Annotated in this window: 20 protein-coding genes; 8 read left to right on the top strand and 12 right to left on the bottom strand. The window is 55.5% G+C overall.

Annotated features, from left to right (window positions below; genetic code table 11):
- Positions 1-6: 6 nt before the first annotated feature.
- The 4 genes from ACR0BI_RS09935 to ACR0BI_RS09920 all read left to right on the top strand — a co-directional run bounded on the left by ACR0BI_RS09935 (position 7) and on the right by ACR0BI_RS09920 (position 3079).
- Positions 7-756: an aspartate/glutamate racemase family protein gene (locus tag ACR0BI_RS09935; protein WP_480562206.1), complete on the top strand. Its 750-nt coding sequence runs from the start codon at positions 7-9 to the stop codon at positions 754-756.
- A 100-nt stretch (positions 757-856) separates the two neighbouring features.
- On the top strand, positions 857-1585 hold the full coding sequence (locus tag ACR0BI_RS09930) for a TSUP family transporter (RefSeq protein WP_480562207.1): 729 nt from the start codon (positions 857-859) through the stop codon (positions 1583-1585).
- Positions 1586-1601: 16 nt separating this feature from the next.
- Positions 1602-2618: a D-cysteine desulfhydrase family protein gene (locus tag ACR0BI_RS09925; RefSeq protein WP_170394037.1), complete on the top strand. Its 1017-nt coding sequence runs from the start codon at positions 1602-1604 to the stop codon at positions 2616-2618.
- 116 nt (positions 2619-2734) lie between these two features.
- On the top strand, positions 2735-3079 hold the full coding sequence (locus ACR0BI_RS09920) for a RidA family protein (protein ID WP_170394035.1): 345 nt from the start codon (positions 2735-2737) through the stop codon (positions 3077-3079).
- Between the two features lie 446 nt (positions 3080-3525).
- Here the strand turns inward: ACR0BI_RS09920 and ACR0BI_RS09915 are convergent, their stop codons facing one another.
- The 11 genes from ACR0BI_RS09915 to ACR0BI_RS09865 form a co-directional block, all read right to left on the bottom strand.
- On the bottom strand, positions 3526-4614 hold the full coding sequence (locus ACR0BI_RS09915) for a ferritin-like domain-containing protein (RefSeq protein ID WP_480562208.1): 1089 nt from the start codon (positions 4612-4614) through the stop codon (positions 3526-3528).
- Positions 4611-6515 (bottom strand): GMC family oxidoreductase, encoded by a 1905-nt coding sequence (locus tag ACR0BI_RS09910; RefSeq protein WP_170611518.1) that lies wholly within the window; start codon positions 6513-6515, stop codon positions 4611-4613. Before ACR0BI_RS09910 ends, ACR0BI_RS09915 begins: the two co-directional genes overlap by 4 nt.
- Complete coding sequence (locus ACR0BI_RS09905) at positions 6512-6988, bottom strand: hypothetical protein (RefSeq protein WP_480562209.1); 477 nt, start codon at positions 6986-6988, stop codon at positions 6512-6514. The genes ACR0BI_RS09910 and ACR0BI_RS09905 overlap by 4 nt, the downstream gene beginning before the upstream one ends.
- Positions 6975-7916: a hypothetical protein gene (locus ACR0BI_RS09900; protein ID WP_170511785.1), complete on the bottom strand. Its 942-nt coding sequence runs from the start codon at positions 7914-7916 to the stop codon at positions 6975-6977. The genes ACR0BI_RS09905 and ACR0BI_RS09900 overlap by 14 nt, the downstream gene beginning before the upstream one ends.
- 43 nt (positions 7917-7959) lie before the next feature.
- A complete protein-coding gene (locus ACR0BI_RS09895) occupies positions 7960-11319 on the bottom strand; it encodes an adenylate/guanylate cyclase domain-containing protein (RefSeq protein ID WP_480562210.1) in 3360 nt (1119 codons plus the stop codon).
- A gap of 208 nt (positions 11320-11527) precedes the next feature.
- Positions 11528-11896, bottom strand: a complete 369-nt coding sequence (locus ACR0BI_RS09890; protein WP_480562211.1) for a putative quinol monooxygenase — start codon at positions 11894-11896, stop codon at positions 11528-11530.
- A gap of 331 nt (positions 11897-12227) precedes the next feature.
- The gene (locus ACR0BI_RS09885; RefSeq protein ID WP_480562212.1) at positions 12228-13460 is read right to left on the bottom strand and encodes a Tm-1-like ATP-binding domain-containing protein; all 1233 of its coding nucleotides are present in this window, start codon (positions 13458-13460) and stop codon (positions 12228-12230) included.
- A 73-nt stretch (positions 13461-13533) separates the two neighbouring features.
- Positions 13534-15018 (bottom strand): aldehyde dehydrogenase family protein, encoded by a 1485-nt coding sequence (locus ACR0BI_RS09880; protein WP_480562213.1) that lies wholly within the window; start codon positions 15016-15018, stop codon positions 13534-13536.
- A gap of 5 nt (positions 15019-15023) precedes the next feature.
- Positions 15024-16556, bottom strand: coding sequence for a tripartite tricarboxylate transporter permease (locus ACR0BI_RS09875; RefSeq protein ID WP_170509171.1), 1533 nt, complete (start codon positions 16554-16556; stop codon positions 15024-15026).
- Positions 16557-16566: 10 nt separating this feature from the next.
- Entirely contained in the window at positions 16567-17103 is a 537-nt protein-coding gene (locus ACR0BI_RS09870) for a tripartite tricarboxylate transporter TctB family protein (protein WP_170511795.1), read from the bottom strand.
- A gap of 62 nt (positions 17104-17165) precedes the next feature.
- The gene (locus ACR0BI_RS09865; RefSeq protein ID WP_170394012.1) at positions 17166-18095 is read right to left on the bottom strand and encodes a tripartite tricarboxylate transporter substrate binding protein; all 930 of its coding nucleotides are present in this window, start codon (positions 18093-18095) and stop codon (positions 17166-17168) included.
- A 109-nt stretch (positions 18096-18204) separates the two neighbouring features.
- On the opposite strand from ACR0BI_RS09865, the gene ACR0BI_RS09860 reads away from it, so the two are divergent.
- A complete protein-coding gene (locus ACR0BI_RS09860) occupies positions 18205-18984 on the top strand; it encodes an IclR family transcriptional regulator (RefSeq protein WP_480562214.1) in 780 nt (259 codons plus the stop codon).
- Positions 18985-19015: 31 nt separating this feature from the next.
- On the top strand, positions 19016-20368 hold the full coding sequence (locus ACR0BI_RS09855; RefSeq protein WP_170394008.1) for an aminotransferase class III-fold pyridoxal phosphate-dependent enzyme: 1353 nt from the start codon (positions 19016-19018) through the stop codon (positions 20366-20368).
- 34 nt (positions 20369-20402) lie between these two features.
- Here the strand turns inward: ACR0BI_RS09855 and hpaR are convergent, their stop codons facing one another.
- The gene (gene hpaR / locus ACR0BI_RS09850; RefSeq protein WP_170394006.1) at positions 20403-20843 is read right to left on the bottom strand and encodes a homoprotocatechuate degradation operon regulator HpaR; all 441 of its coding nucleotides are present in this window, start codon (positions 20841-20843) and stop codon (positions 20403-20405) included.
- A 105-nt stretch (positions 20844-20948) separates the two neighbouring features.
- Between hpaR and ACR0BI_RS09845 the strand changes: the two genes are divergently transcribed.
- Positions 20949-21332, top strand: a complete 384-nt coding sequence (locus ACR0BI_RS09845; RefSeq protein WP_170394004.1) for a 5-carboxymethyl-2-hydroxymuconate Delta-isomerase — start codon at positions 20949-20951, stop codon at positions 21330-21332.
- Positions 21333-21334: 2 nt separating this feature from the next.
- On the top strand, positions 21335-22846 hold the full coding sequence (gene hpaE / locus ACR0BI_RS09840; RefSeq protein ID WP_480562215.1) for a 5-carboxymethyl-2-hydroxymuconate semialdehyde dehydrogenase: 1512 nt from the start codon (positions 21335-21337) through the stop codon (positions 22844-22846).
- Positions 22847-22857 lie beyond the last annotated feature (11 nt).

Below are 22857 nucleotides of genomic sequence, written 5' to 3'. Positions count from 1 at the left end.
GACCTGATGACAATGCCAATTTATCAAGGCGGCCAGAATATCTGCGGGGCCTCAATCGGTGTGCTTTGCCTTGAAAGCTATTTCCCAAAGCCACCGGGCCATATCAAGAACCCGTCCAGCCTGCCATTTCCGGTTCTGTATGAAATGATCGACGGGGTGACTGTCCCGAAACTTCTGAACAACCCTACGCCGGAATTGCTTGAACCCTTCATCGAAGGTGCCAGACGGCTTGAGGCCGAAGGCGTGCGCGCCATTACCGGCAGCTGTGGCTTTCTTGCGCTGTTTCAAAAGGAACTCGCGGCAGCGGTTTCTGTTCCCGTCTTTGCCTCCAGCCTGATCCAAGTGCCGCTGGCTTATCACATGACCGGCGCGAACGCTCCGGTGGGTGTTTTGACTGCAGACGCGTCTGCTTTGACCGCCCGGCATTTTGAAGGCGTCGGTGCCGCCGGTGTTCCGGTGGCGGTGAAGGGACTGGAGGACACTAGTGAATTTGCAGAAGTGATCTTGCGGAATACCCGCACCCGTATGGACACAGACCTGATCGAGGCCGAGGTCCTGAACGCAGCCCGTAGCCTGATGCTTGAGGCCCCTGATATCCGCTCGCTGGTTTTGGAGTGTACAGACCTGCCGCCCTACGCATCGCGCCTTCAGGAAGAACTGCGCCTTCCCGTGTATGATCTGACGACACTTGCGCAAATGGCACATTCCGTAGCGGCCCGCGAGCTATACTCTGGATTGATGCCCTGGCAGCGTTAGTGCGTGCCAATCAATTCGAATGAAGGAATGACATGGACCATGGCCGTAACCTCAGGATATCTGAGGTCTTGCAACAATGCCAAAGCTGCAGGAGTGCTATGTGACCATTGATCTGTCTATTTTGATGGCCGCCATTTGCCTCGGGGCAATGCTGCAGGTTGGCGTGGGCATCGGTTTCAGTATCATCGCGGGTCCCCCGATGATGATCCTGCTCGGCACCTCGACGGCAGTTCCCATATTGCTGTTGCTGAATACCCTTGTGTCGATAGTCGCGACGGACCGTCATGTACTAAAGAACAACAAGCCACTCATTCTTAATGCGATCATCGCATGTTGTGTCGGTGTAGCTGCCGGTCTTACTGTTTATCCGTTGTTGAACGAGACGTTTGTTCTGGCCTTGACGGCCTGCTTGTTGTTGATCGGCTTGATCACCACCCTGCTTCCCTTGCGCGGCACAATCGGGCGTTTTGGGTTTTCAGCCATTACAGGACTGTCCGGGCTTGCAACCGTCTGGGCGGCAACACCGGGCCCGCTTATGGTGTTTGGTTTGATCGCAAAGGGCCGTTCAGCCAAAGAGGTGGCCAAGCTGGTGCAGCCCATCGCGCTGGTGGCTTATGGCATTGCATTCCTGTTGCACAGCCTGTCCGAAACGCAGGCGATCACATACGGGCCGCAACTGCTCGGCTTTGTCATAATCACGCTGGTAGGCAGCCTGCTTGGACGGGCAGGAGGCCCTTACTTGCCGCAGTCGGTCGTCATAGCCGCGATCCGCGTGGTTTCTTTCATCGCTTGCTGTGTCCTGTTTCAGCGCGCCTACATGATTGCATAATCCCGGGAGGTACACGATGCAACGAAACGACAATCTGGAGAGATTTCCTCGCGCCCGGCTTATGTCGGGCCCGACACCTCTGGAACGGTTAGACAGGTTGTCGGCGGAATTGGGGATCGATCTCTGGCTCAAGCGCGATGATCTGACGGAGCTTGTGTTTGGCGGCAATAAAACACGGCAGCTCGAATTCTACCTCGGCGATGCTCAGCAACAAGGTGCCGATACCATTCTAATCACCGGTGCTGTTCAGTCCAATTTTGTCCGATCTGCAGCCGCGGCGGCCGCTAAGCTGGGCATGCAATCCGTGCTTCAGTTAGAAGAGCGTGTCCCAGATATGGACGAAGAGTATTACAGGTCCGGGAACGTATTTTTGGCACAGATTCTGGGTGCCGAGCATATCAGCTATCCCGAGGGCGAAGACGAAGCTGGGGCCGACGCGGCATTGCACGCGCGTGCTGACGAATTGAAGGCCCAAGGCCGCACGCCATATGTCATTCATCTGGGCTTGAATCATCCACCTCTGGGGGCGTTGGGCTATGTCGTTGGCGGACAGGAATTGTGCGCCCAGATGCCCAATTTCGATGCGGTGGTTGTGCCGTCAGGCAGTGGTGCTACGCATGGCGGTTTGCTAACCGGTCTAGCACTGGAAGGCAGTACAGCCCCGGTATTTGGAATATGCGTGCGCAGAGATCGCGAGAAGCAACACGCCCGCATGATGATCGTTCTACAGAAACTTGCAAACTTGCTGGATGTTGATGCCGCTCTATTGCAGGCGCGGATCGATGTCTATGACGATGCATTGCCGCCAGGTTACGGCAAAGTGAACGCAAGAACGCGTGCCGCACTGGAAAAAATGGCACGGACCGAAGGGGTTTTCCTCGACCCGGTTTATTCCGCCAAGACATTCGCCGGTTTGATGCATCTGGTTGAAAGCCAGAAGATTAAACCGGGTCAGAAGGTCATTCTGCTCCACACCGGCGGGCTGCCGGCCCTTTTTGGATATCAAAATGAACTGGCGGACAATCTGACTTGAAGGAAACTCGGCCTCGGAATGCCGGCTTCTGATCTATGGCTCCCATTGGCATTTCAACGCTTGTGCCGTGGGCAGCTCAAATCACTGCTAAATTCAACAATGAGAAAGTACAAGTTATGACAATCACCCGCATCGAAACCGGTCAGCGCATGAGCCGGATCGTCAAACACAACGGCGTTGCCTACCTGTGCGGTCAGACTTCGGACGCGCCGACCGTGGCAGATCAGACGCAGGACATTCTGGCCAAGGTTGAGGATCTTTTGCAAAAGGCAGGCAGCGACAAGACCCGCATCCTAAAATGCGAAATCTGGTTGGCGGATATGGCAGACTTTGCCGAGATGAATGCCGTTTGGGACGCTTGGGTGCCCGAAGGCCACGCGCCTGCCCGCGCCTGCGGAGAATCCAAGCTCGCCCGTGATGTATTGAAGGTCGAAATGATCGTGACGGCAGCTTACGACTGAGCGGCGGCTGATTGCGGTTAATAGGGTAGGTTTTCTGGACCTTTGCAAGTCCAGTCCCTCGGAGATTGAGCTATTCACGGTCCAGAAAACACCCTAGGTCTTCGCGTCTGCGTTCGCGTGCCCACATTTGCGTCTCTGAAAGCGATTGCTGACGGGAGATGACGGCGATGCGTTAGTTTCGCAGTTTCACCACCAACTGGCATGTGATGCGCGCGCGTTGGGTTCATATCGATTGCCCAAAGTCACTGTAGTGGATTCAAATCCTTACGCATCCTGGGTGAGTCAAGAAACAACACAGGATAAATAGCGCTATTCGAGTGCTATCTCAGATCATTTTGGCCGATTCAGGACTGCGCTATGCCGCTGCTAATACAGCAAATTATTGCTTTCCGAATTTGACCAAATAGCTGCGGCGTGTATTCATCGACTTGCAACGAAACGAGCGATCAACTCTTTCTCTTTGCAAGATACGTCCAGGTTGGTCCGGCAGTTTCCCCTGATCCATCCGGCAAAGGAATACGCATCAATTTCTGCGCCAGAGACTTGATGTCATACATTGCTGGGACCAATGACCTTAGCGCAGTCTTGTCCGTGTTGAACGCAATGTGCAGACCATCAAGCAGGCCGGACCAGGCCGCGTTAAATTCGGCAGATATTTCTGCGATCTCTGGCGCGTTCTTGAAGTCCTTTTCGGACGGATCATCCCGCATCGGGGATACCGCGCTCCAATCGACGATGAGGTCGCCACCGGTGGGCGGGCCGTCTATGCTGTCATCTGGTTTATAATACCGGCTGTGCAGGATTTCGTTGAACTTGAAATAGTGCGCAACATCCTCGCGGTGGTCAGGGCCAGGGATCATGTCTTTGTCACCAGCTCTGTGACCAAGGTCTGCGCCTTCCCCTTCATCCATGATTTTCTTTATCGCCTTCAGCGCGGCCTTACGGCGCTGCGACGGGGTGCCAATCACCTCGATCACCTCACCTCCAGCACCGAAATAGTCGGCGTCGGTGATTTGTCGTGCCTCATTACCGGTAAAAATCGCGGCATCCCCATAAGTATCACACGCTTTGCGCAACCTTTCCCGGATGTAGATGTAAAAACCTCCGATCGTATGATAATCACCGCTCTTCGCAGCCCTTTCATCTTTTGATGCCGTTTCAACCGCACGAAAGCTCTTGATTTGGTCTGGTGTAAACCTGCGCAGATAAACAGTTGGACCGCGGCCGTTTAGCAGTGGCTGGGGGTATTTGGGCAGCAGCTTAGGATTGTTCAGCTCCGGAGTTCCGCCAATTGAATTCATGACATTCGCCGCAAGAACCATGTGGAGCATTTCTTCGACCATAACCTGCCGGATCACTTCGATGGGTTCGGCGTTTACGATTGTAGGCTCAGACCGGTCATACTGGCCTTGTTCGAGGATCGAATAACACGCAGTCGCATAGGGAGGAATAGTAGTGAGTTCAAGAATAAGCGCGTCCTGAAACAGTTTACACAGTGTCGCGCGCTCTTTCTCCAGTTTGTCTTTCGAGGTCATTTTGCACCCCCTTTCCGAACAGCATCCGATATTGCTCTGGAGGCTCGGTAAGCCATTGCCGACATCGTGAGTGTCGGGTTCGATGTTGCGATTGTTGGCATCGATCCGGCGCCTACCATCCACAAATTGTCGTGATCCCAGGTTCGCATTACGTCATTAGTCACCGAATTGCGCGGGTGCGTTCCGATCCGATGGGTTCCGACAAGATGACCTGCGCCAAAGAACGTGTATCCCCGGCCGTCATAGGTGAAATATCCGGCGTCAGATGGGTTGTAGGCCGTGTGGTTTCGAATACCCAGGCGCTGAAAAATCTGGGTGCAAGTGTCATAGGCAGTTGCCAAACCGGCCCGCGAATAGTCATCCAGATCATAGCTGATCACAGGGCGATATTCACCCATCGGTGTGCGATAGGCGGGATCAATCGTGACTCGGTTGGTCGAGCGGGGCAGTTGTTCGACCATCGTGCCGATGCGAACCTGTCTTTGAACATCGTGATATAATTTGTCACGAAGCGCTTTGCCAAAGAGGTTCTCCTGTTCAACAAAGCGCGCCACATCCGTGTTTGGGGCCCCGGTGGCAAAGTTCCAGCCCCAGTTTCCGATCTCGAGCCTATGTGCGGCAGTTCTATCACGAAAGGTCCCGTCCCGGAAATTGGCGTAGCTTGACGTCGATCCCGGCCCACGAAACGGACCAACCGGCTCGGGCGCGGAACCCCAAGTCATCATGTAGGGATGATCCATCAGGTTGCGGCCCAGTTCGCCGCTGGTCCGACAAATCTCGGAAGCCAGCGCAAGAGTTACGTTTTCCACCGCTCCACCAGCAAGGACGTATTGTTTGCCCTTGGCACGGCGCAGTTCGTATTGCGCGACGCCGGGGAAAGGGTACTTCTTGTAAACGATACCCGAAACGCGACCGCTTTCGGCAAGTTCGACCTTGGACGCCACGGCTTGCGTGATTGTCTGCATGTGATGTTTGCGGAGATGCCTGGCATCATCCAGCGTTTTCATTGCATTGTATTTTGCCTGGATTGGGCAGATCGGGATACAGCTTGAGTTGCCCTCGCAGCGCTGGCCCATATAAGCAAACGGGCCGGTTGACCCGCGCGGTCGGAATTGGGGCCTCATCTTACGGCCCACAGGTATGCCATTGGCATTTTTTGGCTTGCGCGGGGTTGAGTTGCGGCCTTGTGGAGTGCGTGAGACTTTCAGTCTAACTGTATCTTTAGGGTCTTCGCCAATTTCAATGGGCATGCCGTCTGCCCGGGCAAAGAACCCGTCGATATAAGACGAGGGTATCGAGTGCATGGGGAAGTCATATCCTTTAGCAAAGTACCCCCGGTTATCATGCTTGCCCGAGGTCTTTATTCCCAATGCTCTGGGTGTCTGTTCCTCGGCGTCCGCAGAGACGCCGATTTCCCACTCGGCTCTTTCATAGTCGGATCGAATATCCTTGTAGCCAAATGGCCAATCGACCCCTTGGCCGAACCTGCTCTGCATTTCGAAATCTGCGGGCATCATCCGAAGGCTGGTGCCCAGCCAATGCAAGGAGGTTCCGCCATAGGCACGCAGATAGTTGCTGCCGAAGGGCAACGGGCCACGTTGAACAAAGTACCCGTTCGTGTCCGGTTCGGTGCCGCGAACCGCCGTAATGTCCAGCACCGAAGGTGACGGCAAAGTCGGCAGATCCGGGTAGGGTGAGTTCGGTGTTTTCGCCAACGAGAGGTAGTACTGATCCAGATAGGATCGGTAGGTCTCCCACGTTTTACCGTGATCTGCACCGGCCTCGAGGATCAGAACTGTATGCCCTGCTGACACAAGCTCTTTCGCCAGAATGGCACCAGAAAATCCAGCGCCGACAATGACCACATCATAGGTTCTGTCGTCGTCTGTAATCGCGTTCATTGGCCCGCCTCCCGTTTCCGAGGAGGTTCAAGCGCCCAAGCACCAAAACCCTGCTGCTTTGCCCCCATGGGATGGGCACCGATGGCGTCCCAGACCAACCCTTCCTTGTACGAGCGTGTCGAGATGATCTTGACCACATCAAAGCGAGAAGCGCCGTAGCTTTCGCGCCATTCTTGCGAAAGCGGGACCCACTGACCCGTGTACCAAAGCTGAATCAGCGAACGCGCAATCGGGCCAAGGCACCTGTCCGACAGATAAGTTTGGCGGATAATCTGATCATCGTCCCCTTGCCCGAGGGATTGAGCGTGAGACAGAAACCGGCTCAAAATCTCTTCTGGCAGAACCTGTCGGAATTGATGCCAGTATTCCCCGGTGCACCCGGTCCCTTGCAACTCGGCACTATTGTAACCCGTCAATGCCGCGCTGACCGTCACGAAGGCTTGATGGGCGGGACTGTTGTCATGCTGTGACATGGCGGTCTCCATCAATGGCATCCACGTAGAACCCGCGAGGCTCGAAGCAGGCGGGGGGGCTTTCAAAAACCTGTACGGCGACAGGGGTGAAGTCGGTGAACAACCGATGCATGTCCCGTGTCATCGGGAAATCGTTGTTGCCGAGTTTCAGTTTGAATGTCTTGGCGATGCGCTTGCCGTCCTTGTTGTCCAGCATTGCAGTTTCGAAGAGGCCCGAGATTGTCCAGCGGGTCCAAACAGTGCGGCCAAGACCGGTCGCGAATTCTGGGATCGGAGTGCAATTTGTTGTCGTCCACTGATTGCCACTAAGCTTTCCCAAATCGGCGGTCAAATCGTAGACGATGGTTTGCGGGTCGTCGGGGTTGACCAATTGAATCCACCAGGATTTCGGAGAGATTGGCGGATGGCCTTTCATCTTGGCGTTCAGCGACGGCACTTTGTAATTGAACTGCCCCAGAAACTTGGGCTCGCCAAAGGCCTGACGCCCAGCCTTGACAGCAACCGCATTGTCTGCGGCTACGTGTATTCGCAGATGCCCGATGGTCTTGGTCTGATCGCGGCCGTGCAGATACTCGGTCAGGGACATCTTCGGAACGCCGGGCACCCGGTTCGAAGGGTAAGCCAGAAGGTTAAATTCAACCTCGTTCACAAAGCCCAAGGAATTGTCATAGTGGGCGGTGTAGCGTTGAAAATTCAATAGAATGACAGCTTTGTTCTTTCCATTTTCATCGGGGAACTCCGCCACGCACAATCCTGTACCCTTGACGAAGGGTTTGGCGGCTTCGACCGAGGTATACCAATACATCCATTGGCATTGCAGAGAGGCATAATAGAAGGGAAACGTATCAAACTGCTTGGGCAGTTTTGGCATGACACCGGTGACATTCGTCTGATGGCAGCGGTCACCTTTTGATTTCTTCTTAGTCATAATGGCTATGTCCTCCCGACTGGCTTTGACTATCTCGTATGTTTCAAATGTCCTGTGATGAGCTCTCCGTTTTTGCAGTTCCAAGTTTTCTCAGAATAGAGCGTGTCTCGGCCAAATCCGGACCATCGAACCCGGCGACTTCTTCAACCGCTTTTTTGATCCGGTTCAGGCAATCGGGGGTTGGATCAAGCTTTGCCAGCTCTTTGATCGTACGCAGCAGCGGACCAAAATGCCCGCGGTCCAGCGCCAAACTGACAGCCTGCTCGAAATGATCGATACACGCTTCTTCATGACCTTGGGTAAGCGCCAGACGTCCTCTTAGCCGGGTCAAACCGACAATCCAGAATTGTTCCCCCCCACCCAACGTGATCTGCTCGGCTTCGTCCAAAAGCTCTTCTGCGAGTTCGAGATGTCCGTGCAGGATGGCCGCGTCTGCATAAAGATACAGAAAGAAACTCAACCCCAGCCGGCAGCCGGTATCCCGCCATTCCTGAAGACCAAGTTCGATTTCCTTCAGCGCGCCGTCACCCAACTCGTTCCGGCGTGCCCATCCGTTCATGATCCGCGCCCATCCACGCCAGAACTGAAACGAGTACTCCTCTGACAGCGCAATCAGATTGGCCGAGCTTTCCAGTACAAGGTCCTCATCACCGCGGAACTGCGAGATCCAACCCAGAAATGCATTTGCAAAGGATTGACTGAAGGGATGCGCTGTTTCTTGCGCGTGAAGCACGGCCTTTTCGATCGCGTCCAAAGCGCTTTTCGTGTCGCCTGACAACCAGCAAGACAGCGCACGATATCCCTGAAGCGCGACGGATAGATCAACGACGTCAAAATCCAGTCCCATGAACCGGTGCTCAAGCGACAGATTGACATCAATCCCTGCTTGCAGATGCGTTAGGGCGTCCTGCGGCTGGCCAAGATATGTCTGCAGCGAGCCAAGTGATCTCTCGGCGGATACAATGGCAAGAGGGCTTTTCAGATCCTGACAAAGCGACACCAGGCGATCCGCATTCTGTTTCGAGACCGCATATTCGCCCCCCAGCATTGTCGATCGGAACTGGCCGTAGACAACTTTGAACAACCGCTCTGTTTCGCCGTATTCACGGCACAAGGTTTGCGCCCGGGCATAAGCGGAGAGGACCGAACTATGTGCGTATCCGCGTACAAAGGCCAATGGAACCGCGATAGTGATTTGCAGATCAATCTCGCGCCTGTCGCGGTCTTGCGACGCGGGCAGTTCCTGCAGGCAATCCAAGGCGTGCTGTAGATGGGTGATGGCCTCAACATTCGCGGAATGATCCAATGCCTGTCGAGCGGCCCGCATCAGGTTGAGCTCAGCCGCCAAATAGTCACCGGCCCGCCAATAGTGATGGCCCAGAATCTCTGGCTCGTGTTTGACAATTTCCTTGTAGTTCTCTTCAAGAACCGCCGCGATTTGACCATGCCATCTGGACGCTGTCGAACGCAGCATGGATTGATAGGCCGCGTCCTGCACCAAGGCGTGCCGGAATCGGTATGTGTCTTCCACACCTCTTAGACCTGCGGGAACAATCAACTCGGTTTCAAGTAACTGCTCCAGCGCTGAGGTGATTTCCTGATCACTCCATTTCAGTACGTGGCCGAGCAGGTTTCTTTCGAAATTGCGCCCGATCGCAGCGGCGACCTGCACGATCTCGCGGCTGGCGGATAACCGGTCCAGCCGGGCCATCAAGGAATCCTGCAGGGATTCCGGAATTGCCATGGACAATTCGGCCTTGCTTTGCCCCCGGCTTGCCAGCAATCCGGATTCCATCGCCATCTTGGTCAGTTCTTCGACAAACAGCGGCACGCCATCGGTTCGGTCAGCCAACTGGCTCAGAACCTCATCTGAGGGGCGGATTCCCGAAATGCTTTCAACCAGTTTGAAGATATCGCGCCGGACCAGACGGTTCAGCTCCAAGGTGGTGACATGTGACTGGTTTCGCCAGGGTGACTGGAATTCACTGCGGGCCGTCATCAGGACCAGGCAGCGGCGGCTTGACAGTTGTTCGACCCAACCGTCGACAAACTCAAGCGTGGAAGCATCGAACCAATGCACGTCGTCCAGCAACAACATCAGCGGTGAAGATTGCTCTAAGCCTGCGCAAAGCCGCAGCAATGCCTCAATCAGGGCACCCTTTTCACGTTCAGGCGCCATTGGTTCAGCCGGGATCGAAGTGTCTTCCAGCGCCACTAAGCGCAGAATGGGCGTCACACAGTCAGGATCATCAAGACCGAGTTCGGACAAAAACCCGATGACCTTTGCCCGGCTCTGTTCTGGGGTCTCATCCGGGGACATTCCGGTCAACGCCGTGAGCGCGTTTTTAACCGGGTAAAAGGCACTGCTTTGATGAAGCGGCGAGCCGAACAGAATAAACCGGGACGCATCTTCTTCGGCCAGATCATCGCTCAGCCCAAAGGCAATCTTGGATTTCCCGACACCTGCGTCACCGGTCAGCAACAGCACTTGCCCTTCACCTTCCAGCGCACCCTCCCACCGGGATCGGACCAAGGCGATTTCCGCGGTCCGACCGATGGTTGGTGTATTGTCGTGTGAAAAGTCTTTGCGCGCCGACTCGAACCCCAGCACCTTCTGCCGGACCTGAAACAGCTCTAGCGGAGAGCTGACGCCTGCCAATTGCGGCGCGCCGAGTGAAACAAAGTCAAGCCGTTCTCCGATCAGGCGTCGCGTCACCTCGGAGATCACAACCTGCCCGACCTCGGCAACAGACTGAATACGGGCCGCCACGTTTGGTGTGTCTCCGAACAGCCACATCTTTTCGTCCAGTGACGAGCTGTTGGCGGTGCCAACAACAACGGGTCCAGTGTGCATTCCGATACGAACGTTGGTCGCAACCGGCTGGCTGGAGAATCCGACCTCGATACCCTCCGCCATCTGGGTAATTTCAAGCGCACAGAGCGCGGCCGAATAGTGGCTGGCCTCTTGGGCGACGGGGTAACCAAAGACAGCCACCACACCATCACCCGCATAATTTGCAATCTCACCGCCAAATTTCGCAACCGTGCTACCGACCAGATCGCGATATTGGGTGATAAGCTCACGATAGTCTTCGGGATCAAATTTTTCGGACAACGCGGTAGAACCAACCAGATCGCAGAACATGACGGTCAGTTGCCGCCGTTCCGCAACATTTTCAGGTGCGGGCGTTAGTGGCGGTGAATTATCTTGCTCTGACTTTTTAACCGGCGCTGATCCGACCACAGACGCACCGCAGGCCGTGCAGAACTTTGCCTTTTGCAAAGCTGGGGCTCCGCACGCTGTACACGTAAGGGACAGGGCGTTTCCACAGCTTTGGCAATATTTCGATCCGGCAGGATTGGCCGAACCACAATTTGGGCAATTAACGTCAGGACTTACCAAAATGGTCGCCTTCGTAAGTTTAGATAGATCAGGTCAAAATTAGAAACGATAGAACGAAATCACGGCTTCTTATAACATAATATCAACAATGCGTCGCCCAACAATTCCTGATGGATGAACCAGGCTGCAACTTTACCCGGCGCAAAGCCCCGTGGATCAACAAAATTACAGGGTTTCCTTGGGGCGGCCGGGATCGCCCGACCTACCTTTAGCCGTTGCTCGACCCAGCTTCGGGGCGCACGAATCCCTGAATGCGATCCACGTTCATGACCTGAAAGAATGGGCTCTTGCTCCCTGGGGCAGAAAGAAAAAGGTGACCACTTTTTTTCAGGAACTTCGAAAAATCCGATCCTTTGCTCAGGTGTTTTTTGAATGCCTTTTCGTTTTTGTAGATTTCCACGAACACAGTCTTATCGTCATCGCATGGCGGGACCGAGTCCGCGCCACCTGAGTGCACAAGGTAACCCCAGGTATCAGGTTCGTTTTTCTTGACGTCCCTAGCAAGCCGCCGGAGTGCAGCAATACCTTCGGACCGGGTTTCTGGGTTCAGATACCAAATCGCAATCGTGGTTAGCATTTCCTCGCTCCTTTCATGGGTTGGACCGATCGTCTAAATGCGGGTCCAACGGTTTGGTTGCCGCTCAATATTGGCAACGTCACCGGCGGAACGGGTCGCTAATCCTGGGCATTTGTTGAGTTCAATTCTTCACTTACTGCGCAGGTCTTTGGCCACCTTGAACCGGTGACACGGTTCCGCCGAAAAATAGTCTTTAACAAGTATCCAAGCGGTGATGGTTATGCATCCAACTGCAAGTCGGCCGCACGTGGAAGAATGCGCCCGAACTCACCGCCACCGAGGCTGTGTTTGACCTGCGTGTATATCATAAAGACGGGCGTAAATCCCGAATTTATGTTGCGACCAGGCCTTCTGCGACCCATTCATCGAACTGGGCCAATACATGATCGCAAAACGCGGCATCGTTGATATGTGCGTCTATTTCGGTCATAGGAACGCGCCCGGGCATGACTTTACGGGCCTCATCCATCATCTCGGCCAGGGCTTCGGGATCATACGCCTCTTCACCCTCCTTGTCCCAGGCTTCGACCCCGTGAACGGGCAGAAAAAAGTGAACCGGGCCAGTTGCGGCCTCCAATCGGTTGGCAAGCTCCCGCACCCAGGCACGGCGTTCATCGCCATTGAAGACCGAGCTTTTTATCAGGCGGTTGTGTTCATGAAATGGACGGTCGGCATACTGGTCAGGGATGTCCTGCCATCCGGCAAAGTCCAAAAGGTCCAGCGCGCCTGGCGCAACCAGCTGTGGTGTGCCCACACGCCCGGCATTTGTCACGCGATCCTCACCGCTGGAGACCACGGAACCCGCCATCAGGTTCCCGAATTCCTGCATGCAGAAGTCCATGACGCAGGCAAACGCCCCTTCACCCGCCAGTTTTTCGAAAGCCATGCCGCCCATTCCGGTGGAATGAAAAACGGCAACCTCGAACCCGCGCTCTTCCAGCGCTGGTTTGAGCGTTTTCATGTAGCGCAAACACGAGGATCCAAGACTGGTCATCCCAATCAGCGGTTTGCTGCGATCCGGTATTGTGGCAGCCTTTGTGGCACCAACAACAGCGCCGGCCGCTTGCGCAAGCGAAGACTGGCAGATCGAATTCATACCATAGAGCCCCCCGGCCCACAGGATCATCTGAATGTCCGGAGCCAGTCGGTGCGGCGGGATCAGCGGAGAAAAACTGACGGTCGACACGATGTATTTAGGCACCCCCATGGGCAAGGCCTGTGCACAGTCCAGGGCCAGATCGGTGCCCATAGTGCCCCCGGTCGCCAGCATCCCGTCAAATCGCCCATCCGCATAGGCTTGGGTAACGGCCTTTGAGGCACCGTCTGACATCACGCGAAAGGCTTTGTTCTCGTCCCCTTGTGCGATGACATCTTCGATGGTCATTCCAGCCGCTTGGGCGACGTCGTGCTTGGAGATGTCGGTTGGCTCCAAAGGGTCGCCCAATACCGAGACATCCATCGTCAACACATCCGCGCCCTGCGCCTTGATCGCCTGTTCGATGAACCGCATCTCGGGTTCTTTCGTGTCGTAGGTCCCAATCAGCAGGATTGTCTTTGTGTTCATTGGTTCCTCCTATTCATGCGACCTATGGGCCCCAGACAAAGCGGTGAAGACATGTCGTTCAGACGCCCCGCAGTCAGAGCTTTATCCAGGCGGTTTTCAACTCAAAGTACTTCTCAAGCGCGTGCAAAGATTTGTCATGCCCGTTCCCGGATTGACCCACGCCCCCAAGCGGAACGGTCAGGTCCGAGCCGCCATAGGTGTTCACATGCATGACCCCGGTCCGCACTTCGGCCACCATGCGATGCGCGCGACTGAGGTTCGAGGTCCAGACTGCGCCAGCGAGCCCATAGACTGTGGCATTGGCAAGCCGGATCGCCTCGGCTTCGTCATTGAACGGGGTCACGGCCAAGACTGGGCCGAAGACTTCGTTCTGAAACAGATGATCCGTTTCTTTGACACCTGCCATAACTGTGGGGGACATATAGTAGCCCCCGGTTTCGGTCAGAATGCGGTTTCCGCCCGTACGACGTTCGGCACCTTCAGCTTCGGCCTTGGTAACGAATTCCAAATTGGCCTCTAACTCGGGCAGGCTGTGCACTGCACCGATCTGGCTGTTCAGGTCCAACGGATCACCAACACGAAAGGCTGCGGCGTGGCGCGTGATCTCGGCCACAAAATCTTCGTAGATGTCCTGCTGCACCAGCAGGCGCGAGCCCGCGATACAGACCTGACCGGAATTGCGGAAGATCCCCGCGGCCGAAACTTTGGCAGCTTCCGCCAAATCGGGCGCGTCAGCGAAAACAATATTCGGAGACTTGCCACCCAATTCCAGATAGCAGCGTTTCAGATTGGACCGCGCCGAGTATTCCAGCAGTCGCCGACCTGTCGCGCCGGATCCCGTGAAGACCATGATGTCCACATCCATCGACAAGGCCAAAGTTTCCCCCACGACCGACCCGCGCCCGGTCACCACGTTGAAGACGCCATCCGGAACTCCGGCTTCGGCAGCCAGCTCAGCGATTTTAAGCAGGCTGAGCGATGCGCTTTCTGCAGGCTTCAAGACGATGGAGTTGCCCGCCGCAAGGGCAGGGGCGATTTTCCAACTGCCGATCATCAACGGGAAATTCCAAGGCACAATCGCCCCGACAACTCCGACAGGCGCATGATGTACGAGGCCAAGAACATCGTTGCTCGTCGGGGCAATCTGCCCGTAAATCTTGTCGATGGCTTCGGCATAGTAGCGGAAAGTGGCCGCAGCCGAGAGCGCCTCGGCCTTATAGGCCATATTGATCTCGGTTCCGTTGTCGCGTACGCCCAGCACCGCGATCTCAAGCGCGCGGGATTCGATCAGATCCGCCAGTTTCAGCAGAACCTTCTTGCGTCCTGCTGGAGCCATGCGCGACCACCGGCCATCCTCAAACGCTGCCCGCGCGGCATGTACCGCTGCATTAATATCCGCCGGGTTGCCCTCGGCGATTTGAGCGAGAGGCTGGCCGTCGATGGGCGACAGCACCTCATGCAGGGCGCCAGTTTCACCGGCACGGAAATCGCCATTGATAAAGTGTCCGCGTGGGGCAATCTCCTGCACGCGCAAGGCATCGATGGAAGACTGATCCATGAAAGCTATCCTTGTTGGTTCGGGTGGTCGGAATCCACGGCTGGGACATGGGGTTCGGGGCGCAGCTTGTTTTTGAACTCGTAGTACAGTGTGCGGAAATGCAGGATCAGGATCAGCACGATCAGGCAGAACAGGATGGCTGCGATGGGCCGGTCGATGAAGTCCAGTGGCGTCTTGACCCGTGCCATTGCGCTGCGAAGCTTGGTTTCCATGATTCCGCCCAATACCATGCCCAGGATGATCGGGACGATCGGCAGATCAAGCCGTTTGAGGATTAGGCCAAAGACACCAAACCCAGCAGCGATCGCGCAGTCGGTGATCGAGTTGCGTAAACTATAAACCCCGACAAAGGCTAAGATCAGGATCATCACACCCAGGAAGCGTGTGGGAATCTGAATGATCTTTAACAACAGGTTTGTCGAAAACAGCAGAAAGACCAGAACGATCACATTCAGCAGGATCAGCGCCATATATAGGGCCATGACGAAATCCATCTGGTTCTCAAACAGTTGCGGGCCGGGGATCACGTTGTGAACATAGAAGACCGACAGCATCATCGCCGTAAGCGCTTCGCCGGGTATACCGAGGGCGAGTAGGGGGATCATCGCTGCCCCCGGCACGGCGTTGTTCGCGGCTTCGGATGCCACCAACCCTTCGGGCGAGCCATCGCCGAATTTGTCGGGATTTTTCGAGCTTTTCTGAGCATAGGTGTAGGACAGAAACTGCGAAGTGAACTCACCTGTTCCCGGCACCATGCCCATAAATACCCCGATGCTTGAAGAAACGGTAGCGATCCGTTTCAGGCCCAACAGTTCCTTCAATCCGGCAAAGATATTACCGCTGACGTGAGTGTCTTCTGGTGCATGGTTCTTTTCCAACAGCAAAAGAAATGCCTGGCTGAGCGCAAACAGACCCAGCACAACCACGATCAGGTCAACGCCTGACGCCAGCCAGCTTTGATCGAAAGTGTAGCGGCGCGTATATTTGACGGGCTCCAGTCCGACCGTGTTCAAAAAGACGCCAAAGGCAGCAAGCATACCTGCTGCAAAGATCTGTCCTCGATGGGCTAAAACGACCAGAACAATACCTAGCAACGCGGCCAGAAAAATCTCTCGGCTGCCAAAATGCGGGGCGATCATGGCCAACACGGGCGAGAGCACCATAAGGCAGATGATCGCAAAGACACCTCCGAAGAATGAGGCTGAATAGGCCAGCGATAACGCCCTGTGGCCTTGGCCGCGCTTGGTCATGGGATAGCCATCATAGGTAGTCAGCGCATTGACCGCTGTTCCCGGCGTGTTGATCAGGATGGCCGGGATCGCGCCGCCATACATGGATGATCCGTAAATCCCCAACAACAAGGTCAGACCGACGATGGGCTCAAAGGCAAAGGTTGCGGGCAACAGGATGGCGATGGCAACGGCAGCGCCCACACCGGGCAGCGCGCCGATGATGACACCACCGATCGAGCCGATGAACAAGGCCACGATGACCTGCCATTGCAGCAGGATTGAAACACCGGACAGAAGGGTATCCATACGTGCCTCCCTACAAATACGTCAGCGCAAAGGCGCGGATCGAGCCGGGAAGGTATTCATAGACAGCCCCTGCCGGGATTTTGACTTGCAGAAACGCTCGGAACACGATGGTGACGACGAAGCCGAACAGGGCTGCGATGCCGATCGCGCCCGAGCCTCGAAACCCTGAACGCAGGGTCAGAAACACCGCGAACAACATGGTGGACGGCAGATAGCCAAGCTGTGGCACCAGTAGGACATAAATCAGGAAATAAGCCACATATTCCAGAGACCGGACCCAAAACCCGACCTCGGCCCAACGACCATCGATCCGATCGGATAAGGCAGAGCTGAGCCAATGTAAAAAGCTGAACAAGACCATGCACCACACGGCAACGGTGGGCCACAGACCGGGTTGAGCAAACCATTTGGTCCGCTTGACGACCTGCGTCTGCTCCCCAAGCTGAGACAGCAGAAACACCGAGAAAGCCAGGAACAATACGGCAAAGACAATATCACCCGGACGGCGATACCGTTTGAACATGTCCTGAAGCGTTCTTGCGATCATTTCATCCTCCCAGCCCTATGAAGAAGGCGCGGAAATCACTGCCCGCGCCTCGATCCGGGGTGTTACTCGCCTAGAATCTCTTCTATTTTGGCGAATGACGCTTTATCTTGCTCGATCTGGGCATTCGAAGCATCGGGATCCTGCCAATAGATCAGCGCACCGGTTTCTTCGGCAAGCTTTTTAGCCTTGTCCGATTGCAGTGCTTTTTGGGCTGCGGCGGTGATTTTTTCGCGAGCCTCGGGCGGCGTGTCTTTGTGAACAAACAATCCGTTCCACAGTGCCAATGGCAGGTCTGGGTTAAGCTCAACCACTGTCGGCGTATCCGGTACCAGAGCGATCCGGTCGCCGCCGATGCTGGCCAGCACGTTCACTTCATCCAGACAGGGCAGAATAAGCTGGAGCGTGGTGTTGATGACATCAACGTCACCGGACGCCAAGGTGTTGCAGTCCAGCGCATCGAACGCGGCTTCGCTGGCAAAGTCGAAACCGCTGCTGACAGCGGCGGCAAAAGTAACCTGCGTGGGTGGCAGAACCGAGCCAAAGTGGCCGAGTGCCACGTCGTTTGACTTGCCGTGTTCCACCAACTCATCCCAGCTTTGGAACGGGGCGTCTTTGCTCGACGCGATTACGAACGGGTAGGTCAGGAAGATGCCGATCGGTTCAAACGGGTTCGGGTTCAATTCAGGAATACCAATCTCGGGCCCGATGACCGGAACACCAATCACAAACGACCCGATCGTATAGCCATCCGCCGGTGCTGTGGCGACTTCGACTGCGCCGGGGAAAGGACCACCACCGCCGCCGGGCTTGTTCACAACAGCTGCCGGTACCCCGTACATCGCCTGAAATTCATCTGCGATCATTCTAGTCAGGACGTCTTCAAGATCACCCGGAGGCCAAGGAACCACAAAGGATACCGGCTTTTCGGGGTATTCTGCCAAAGCGGCCGTTGCAGAGGCGGCCATCACGGCTGCAGCAATAAACTTTTTCATTTACACCTCCCAGTGATTGGTTCATTATTTGAACCGTGTTAACAATAATAATCTTGCTTTGTTAAGTTCATTCTGTCAAGGATAACCTCAGCGGAAGGAGGCAAAACACATGGGTGCCGCACTTAATGCCCTAAAAATGCTGGACTTATTCTCAAGCACGATGGCCGAAATCGGCCTGAGTCAGGCCGCGCGCCTGTCAGGATTGAACAAGGCGACAGCCCTGCGTCACCTACGAGCGCTTGAAGAATTCGGGTTGATCGAACAAAACCCGCAGTCAAAGACCTATACCATCGGACCGGCTGCGCTGCGGCTTGCGGCACTGCGCGAGATTGCCAAACCCGGTCTTGAAGGCGCGCGCCAGAAAATGCACTTGGCCATGCAAGAGGTTGGCGAAAGCCTGCACCTAACGCTGCTGGAACAGGGCAGCCTGCAAACCGCCATCGTGGTTGAGACGACCAAGCACAGCGTTCGCGTCAGCCTTGATCCAAGCGAGATCATCCCGGTCAACGCGACTGCGGCGGGTCTATGTATGCTCAGCTTTGGCCCACCTTTCCTGCTGGATCGTCTGGATCAGGAAGCGCAGGTACGTTTCACCGAATCCACCCTGACAGACCCGGATCTGATCAAGGAAAAAGTTGCTCTGATCCAGCGGGCTGGCTGGGCCAACAGCAATGGCAGCTATGAAGAGGGCGTTTTCGGATTTGCGACCCCAATCTTTGGCATCGACCAAGTCGCCCTTGGGACCATTTCGATCGCGGTCCCAGAAATCAGAGCTACCCGTGAACGCCTGCCCGTGATTCTGAAATCCCTTCAATCCCTCTCGCGCGATCTGACCGCAAATTTCGGCGGCCAGATGCCCGAGGCCTTTCCAACCGAGTTCCACCCATGAGCGAAAGTGGACAACCCCGGAGAACCGCAACATGAAAGACTCCAACTTTCTTAAGGAGAACAACGCCCGCCATTTCTGGCATCCGATGGCGCACCCGGCTGACAGCCGGAACAACCCTCCGACCATTCTGACCGGCGGGGAAGGAGTTAGCATCATCGATGTGGACGGGCACAAGGCCATCGACGCCGTGGGTGGCCTTTGGAACGTCAATCTGGGCTATTCCTGCGATCCGGTGAAACAGGCGATCACTGATCAACTAAATGCGCTGCCGTATTATTCGACCTTCCGGGGTACGAGCAACGACAAGGCGATCGAGCTGTCTTACGAGTTGGCACAGTTCTTTGCTCCTGATGGGCTGACACGCGCCTTTTTCACCTCGGGCGGATCGGATTCGGTGGAAATCGCACTTAAGCTGGCGCGCCAGTATCACAAAGTTCGGGGTGAGGCCGGTCGCACCAAGTTCATCAGTCTCAAACAGGGATACCACGGCACCCATTTCGCTGCCGCTTCGGTTAATGGCAATCAGAAGTTCCGCGCCGTGTATGAACCCATGATGCCAGGCTGTTTTCATGTGCCTGCGCCTTGGACCTATCGCAACCCGTTTGACGAAACCGACCCTGAACGCCTGGCTCAGCTTTGCGTCAAAGCGCTTGAAGCCGAGATTGCGTTCCAGGGGTCCAACACGGTTGCCGCCTTCATCATGGAGCCGATTTTGGGCGCAGGCGGCGTAATTCCGCCGCACAAAAGCTTTATGCCCATGGTGCGTGAGGTTTGTTCGAAGAACGGTATTCTGCTGATTTCAGACGAAATCATCACGGCGTTTGGTCGAACCGGTAGTGAAAGCGGAGCGAGACATTGGGGCGTCCAGCCTGACATTATGACGACGGCCAAGGCGATCACCAATGGCTATTTCCCGTTTGGCGCCGCGATGATCTCGGGGGCAGTTGCCGAGGTATTTGAAAATGACACAACCGGCTTGGCATCCGTTGATCAGGGATACACCTATTCTGGTCACCCCGTCGGCGCGGCGGCGGCACTGGCAGCTCTTTCGGAAATCAATCGTCTGCGGATTTGGGAAAACGCTGCAGCACGCGGGGATGAGCTGTTCGAGGGCTTGAAGAAACTGGCTGAAAAGCACGAGGTGATCGGTGACGTCCGAGGGGGCGAGGGCCTTATGTGCGCGCTGGAACTGGTCTCGGACCGCGCAACCAAAGCACCGATTGCCAAACAACTGCCAATACAGGTGCAAAAGGCAGCTTATGAGGATGGTGTGATGGTGCGCGTATCTGGCAACAACATCATCATTTCCCCACCTCTGATTGTCACATCCGACGATGTTGCCAAGATCCTGTCAGCGCTGGATACAGGATTGTCGAGTTTGTAGTCGTCGCGCAGACCCCGCTTGCCAACTGGCGGGGTCAAACCTTAACAGCTTGCAGCTCTTCAAGTAGGTCCAGTAGCTCATCAAGCTTCTCTCGCCCCATCTGCGCCTCAATACTATTTGAAATGGCCAATGACGCTTGAAGGTTGTCTTTCAAAATCTGCCGACCCGCATCTGTAATCATCACCATCGTCCGCCTTTTATCCTGGCTGTCCTGACGACGTGTGACCTGCCCATCGGCTTCCATGCTGCGCAATATTCGCGTCAGGCTGGGCAGCAACAGACAAGCTTCTTTGGCGATAGCGCTTTGCTCGACCTCGCCAAGCTCATCCAATACGCGCAGGACGCGCCACTTTTGCTCGGATATCTGTATATCCTGCAGCATGTCCCTGATGGGGGCCATGATCGTTTCGCGGGCGCGCAATAATGCAATGGGAAGCGACCTTGAGGTGCTCTTGGTATGGCTTTGAGTGTTCATGCCGCCTTCTAGTGTGCTGCCCCAGGAAATGCAAAGATTAACAACGCAACTTCTTGACGACATAATCTCATAATGCTAAACATGTTAATTAATAACGGAGGAATCATGCCGCATTTTCACGTCGAATATTCCTGGAATCTGGAAGACAGGATCGACATGGGCGGTCTGTGCGATTGCATCCGTGCAACGGCCGCTGAGATTGACACCTTTCCGCTAGCAGGCATTCGCGTCCGAGCGATCCGTGTTGATCACTATGCCATCGCAGACGGAAATCCAAAGCATGGGTTCATCGATATCTCGATCCGGCTGCGGGCCGGTCGTTCGCAGGCCGACAAGAAGGACGCAACGCAGCGCATCTTCGAGGCGGCCCGAACCTATCTGGAGCCCGCCATGAGCCAGCATTCCATCGCGCTGTCGCTTGAGATGCGCGACATCGATCCCGACCTCTCCCCCAAAACCGGCACGATCCGCGACCATCTGGAGGCCTGACCATGAGTGACCTGCGCAAGAATATTGAACGGCTTGATGGTTTCCTTGCCCGTTTCAAGAGGACTGGGATAAAGAACCGGATCGCAGGAGAAGATCAAGATGGGTCAGCAGGGGTGTTTCAGTCGATCTCTCCGGTGGATAAATCGGTGATCTGCGACGTTGCCCATGGCACGGCGGAAGATATCGATACGGCGGCACAGGCCGCGCATAATGCCTTTGCAGACTGGCGCGACATGCCCGCTACGGAGCGCCGCCGGATATTGCTTAAAGTTGCAGATGGCATTGAGGCAAGAGCCGAAGAGATCGCGCTGTGCGAATGCTGGGATACCGGCCAGACCCTGCGCTTCATGTCCAAAGCCGCCCTGCGAGGGGCTGAGAATTTCCGCTATTTCGCCGATCAGGTGGTTCAGGCGCGGGATGGTCAACACCTGAAATCACCGACACTGATGAACATAACCACCCGCGTCCCAATCGGGCCCGTTGGTGTCATCACGCCGTGGAACACCCCGTTCATGCTGTCGACATGGAAGATCGCTCCGGCACTGGCCGCTGGCTGTACGGTCGTCCACAAACCGGCTGAAGACTCACCGCTGTCTGCGCGGCTATTGGTCGAAATCGCGGAAGAAGCCGGTCTGCCCAAGGGTGTGCTGAACACTGTCAACGGTTTTGGTCCAGACGCCGGTAAGCGGCTGACCGAACATCCATTGATCAAAGCCATTGCCTTTGTCGGTGAAAGCCGTACTGGCAGCATCATTACCAAGCAAGGCGCAGATACGCTGAAACGGATGCATCTGGAGTTGGGCGGTAAGAACCCGGTCATCGTCTTTGACGACGCCGACATGGATCGCGCGCTGGATGCGGTGATCTTCATGATCTATTCGATCAACGGCGAACGCTGCACGTCTTCTTCGCGGCTGCTGGTACACGATACAATCAAGGAAGAGTTCGAAGCCAAGCTGATCGAGCGCGTGAACAATATCAAAGTCGGCCACCCGTTGGACCCTGCAACCGAGATTGGCCCTCTTGTAACGGAAGAGCATTACAACAAGGTCACTTCATACTTCGACATCGCCAAGGAAGACGGCGCGACCGTCGCGGCCGGTGGCGTCAAGGTGGGCGAAGAGGGGTACTTCGTACGGCCCACCCTGTTTACTAACGCTAACAATCAAATGCGCATCGCACGCGAGGAAATCTTTGGCCCTGTCCTGACCGTGATCCCGTTCTCGACTGAGGAGGAGGCGCTGCAGATCGCAAATGACACGCAATATGGTCTGACCGGCTATGTCTGGACCAACGATCTGACCCGCGCGTTACGTTTCACGGACAAGCTTGAGGCCGGAATGATCTGGGTGAACTCGGAAAACGTGCGCCATCTGCCCACACCGTTTGGCGGGGTCAAAGCATCCGGCATCGGGCGCGACGGCGGCGACTGGAGCTTTGAGTTCTACATGGAACAAAAGCATGTCGGCTTTGCCACAGGCCAGCACAAGATCATGCAATTGGGTAAGCTATAGCGGCCCCTCAG

The organism is Ruegeria sp. E5 (assembly GCF_056534105.1).
This window is presented reverse-complemented; position numbering and strand designations above follow the sequence as displayed.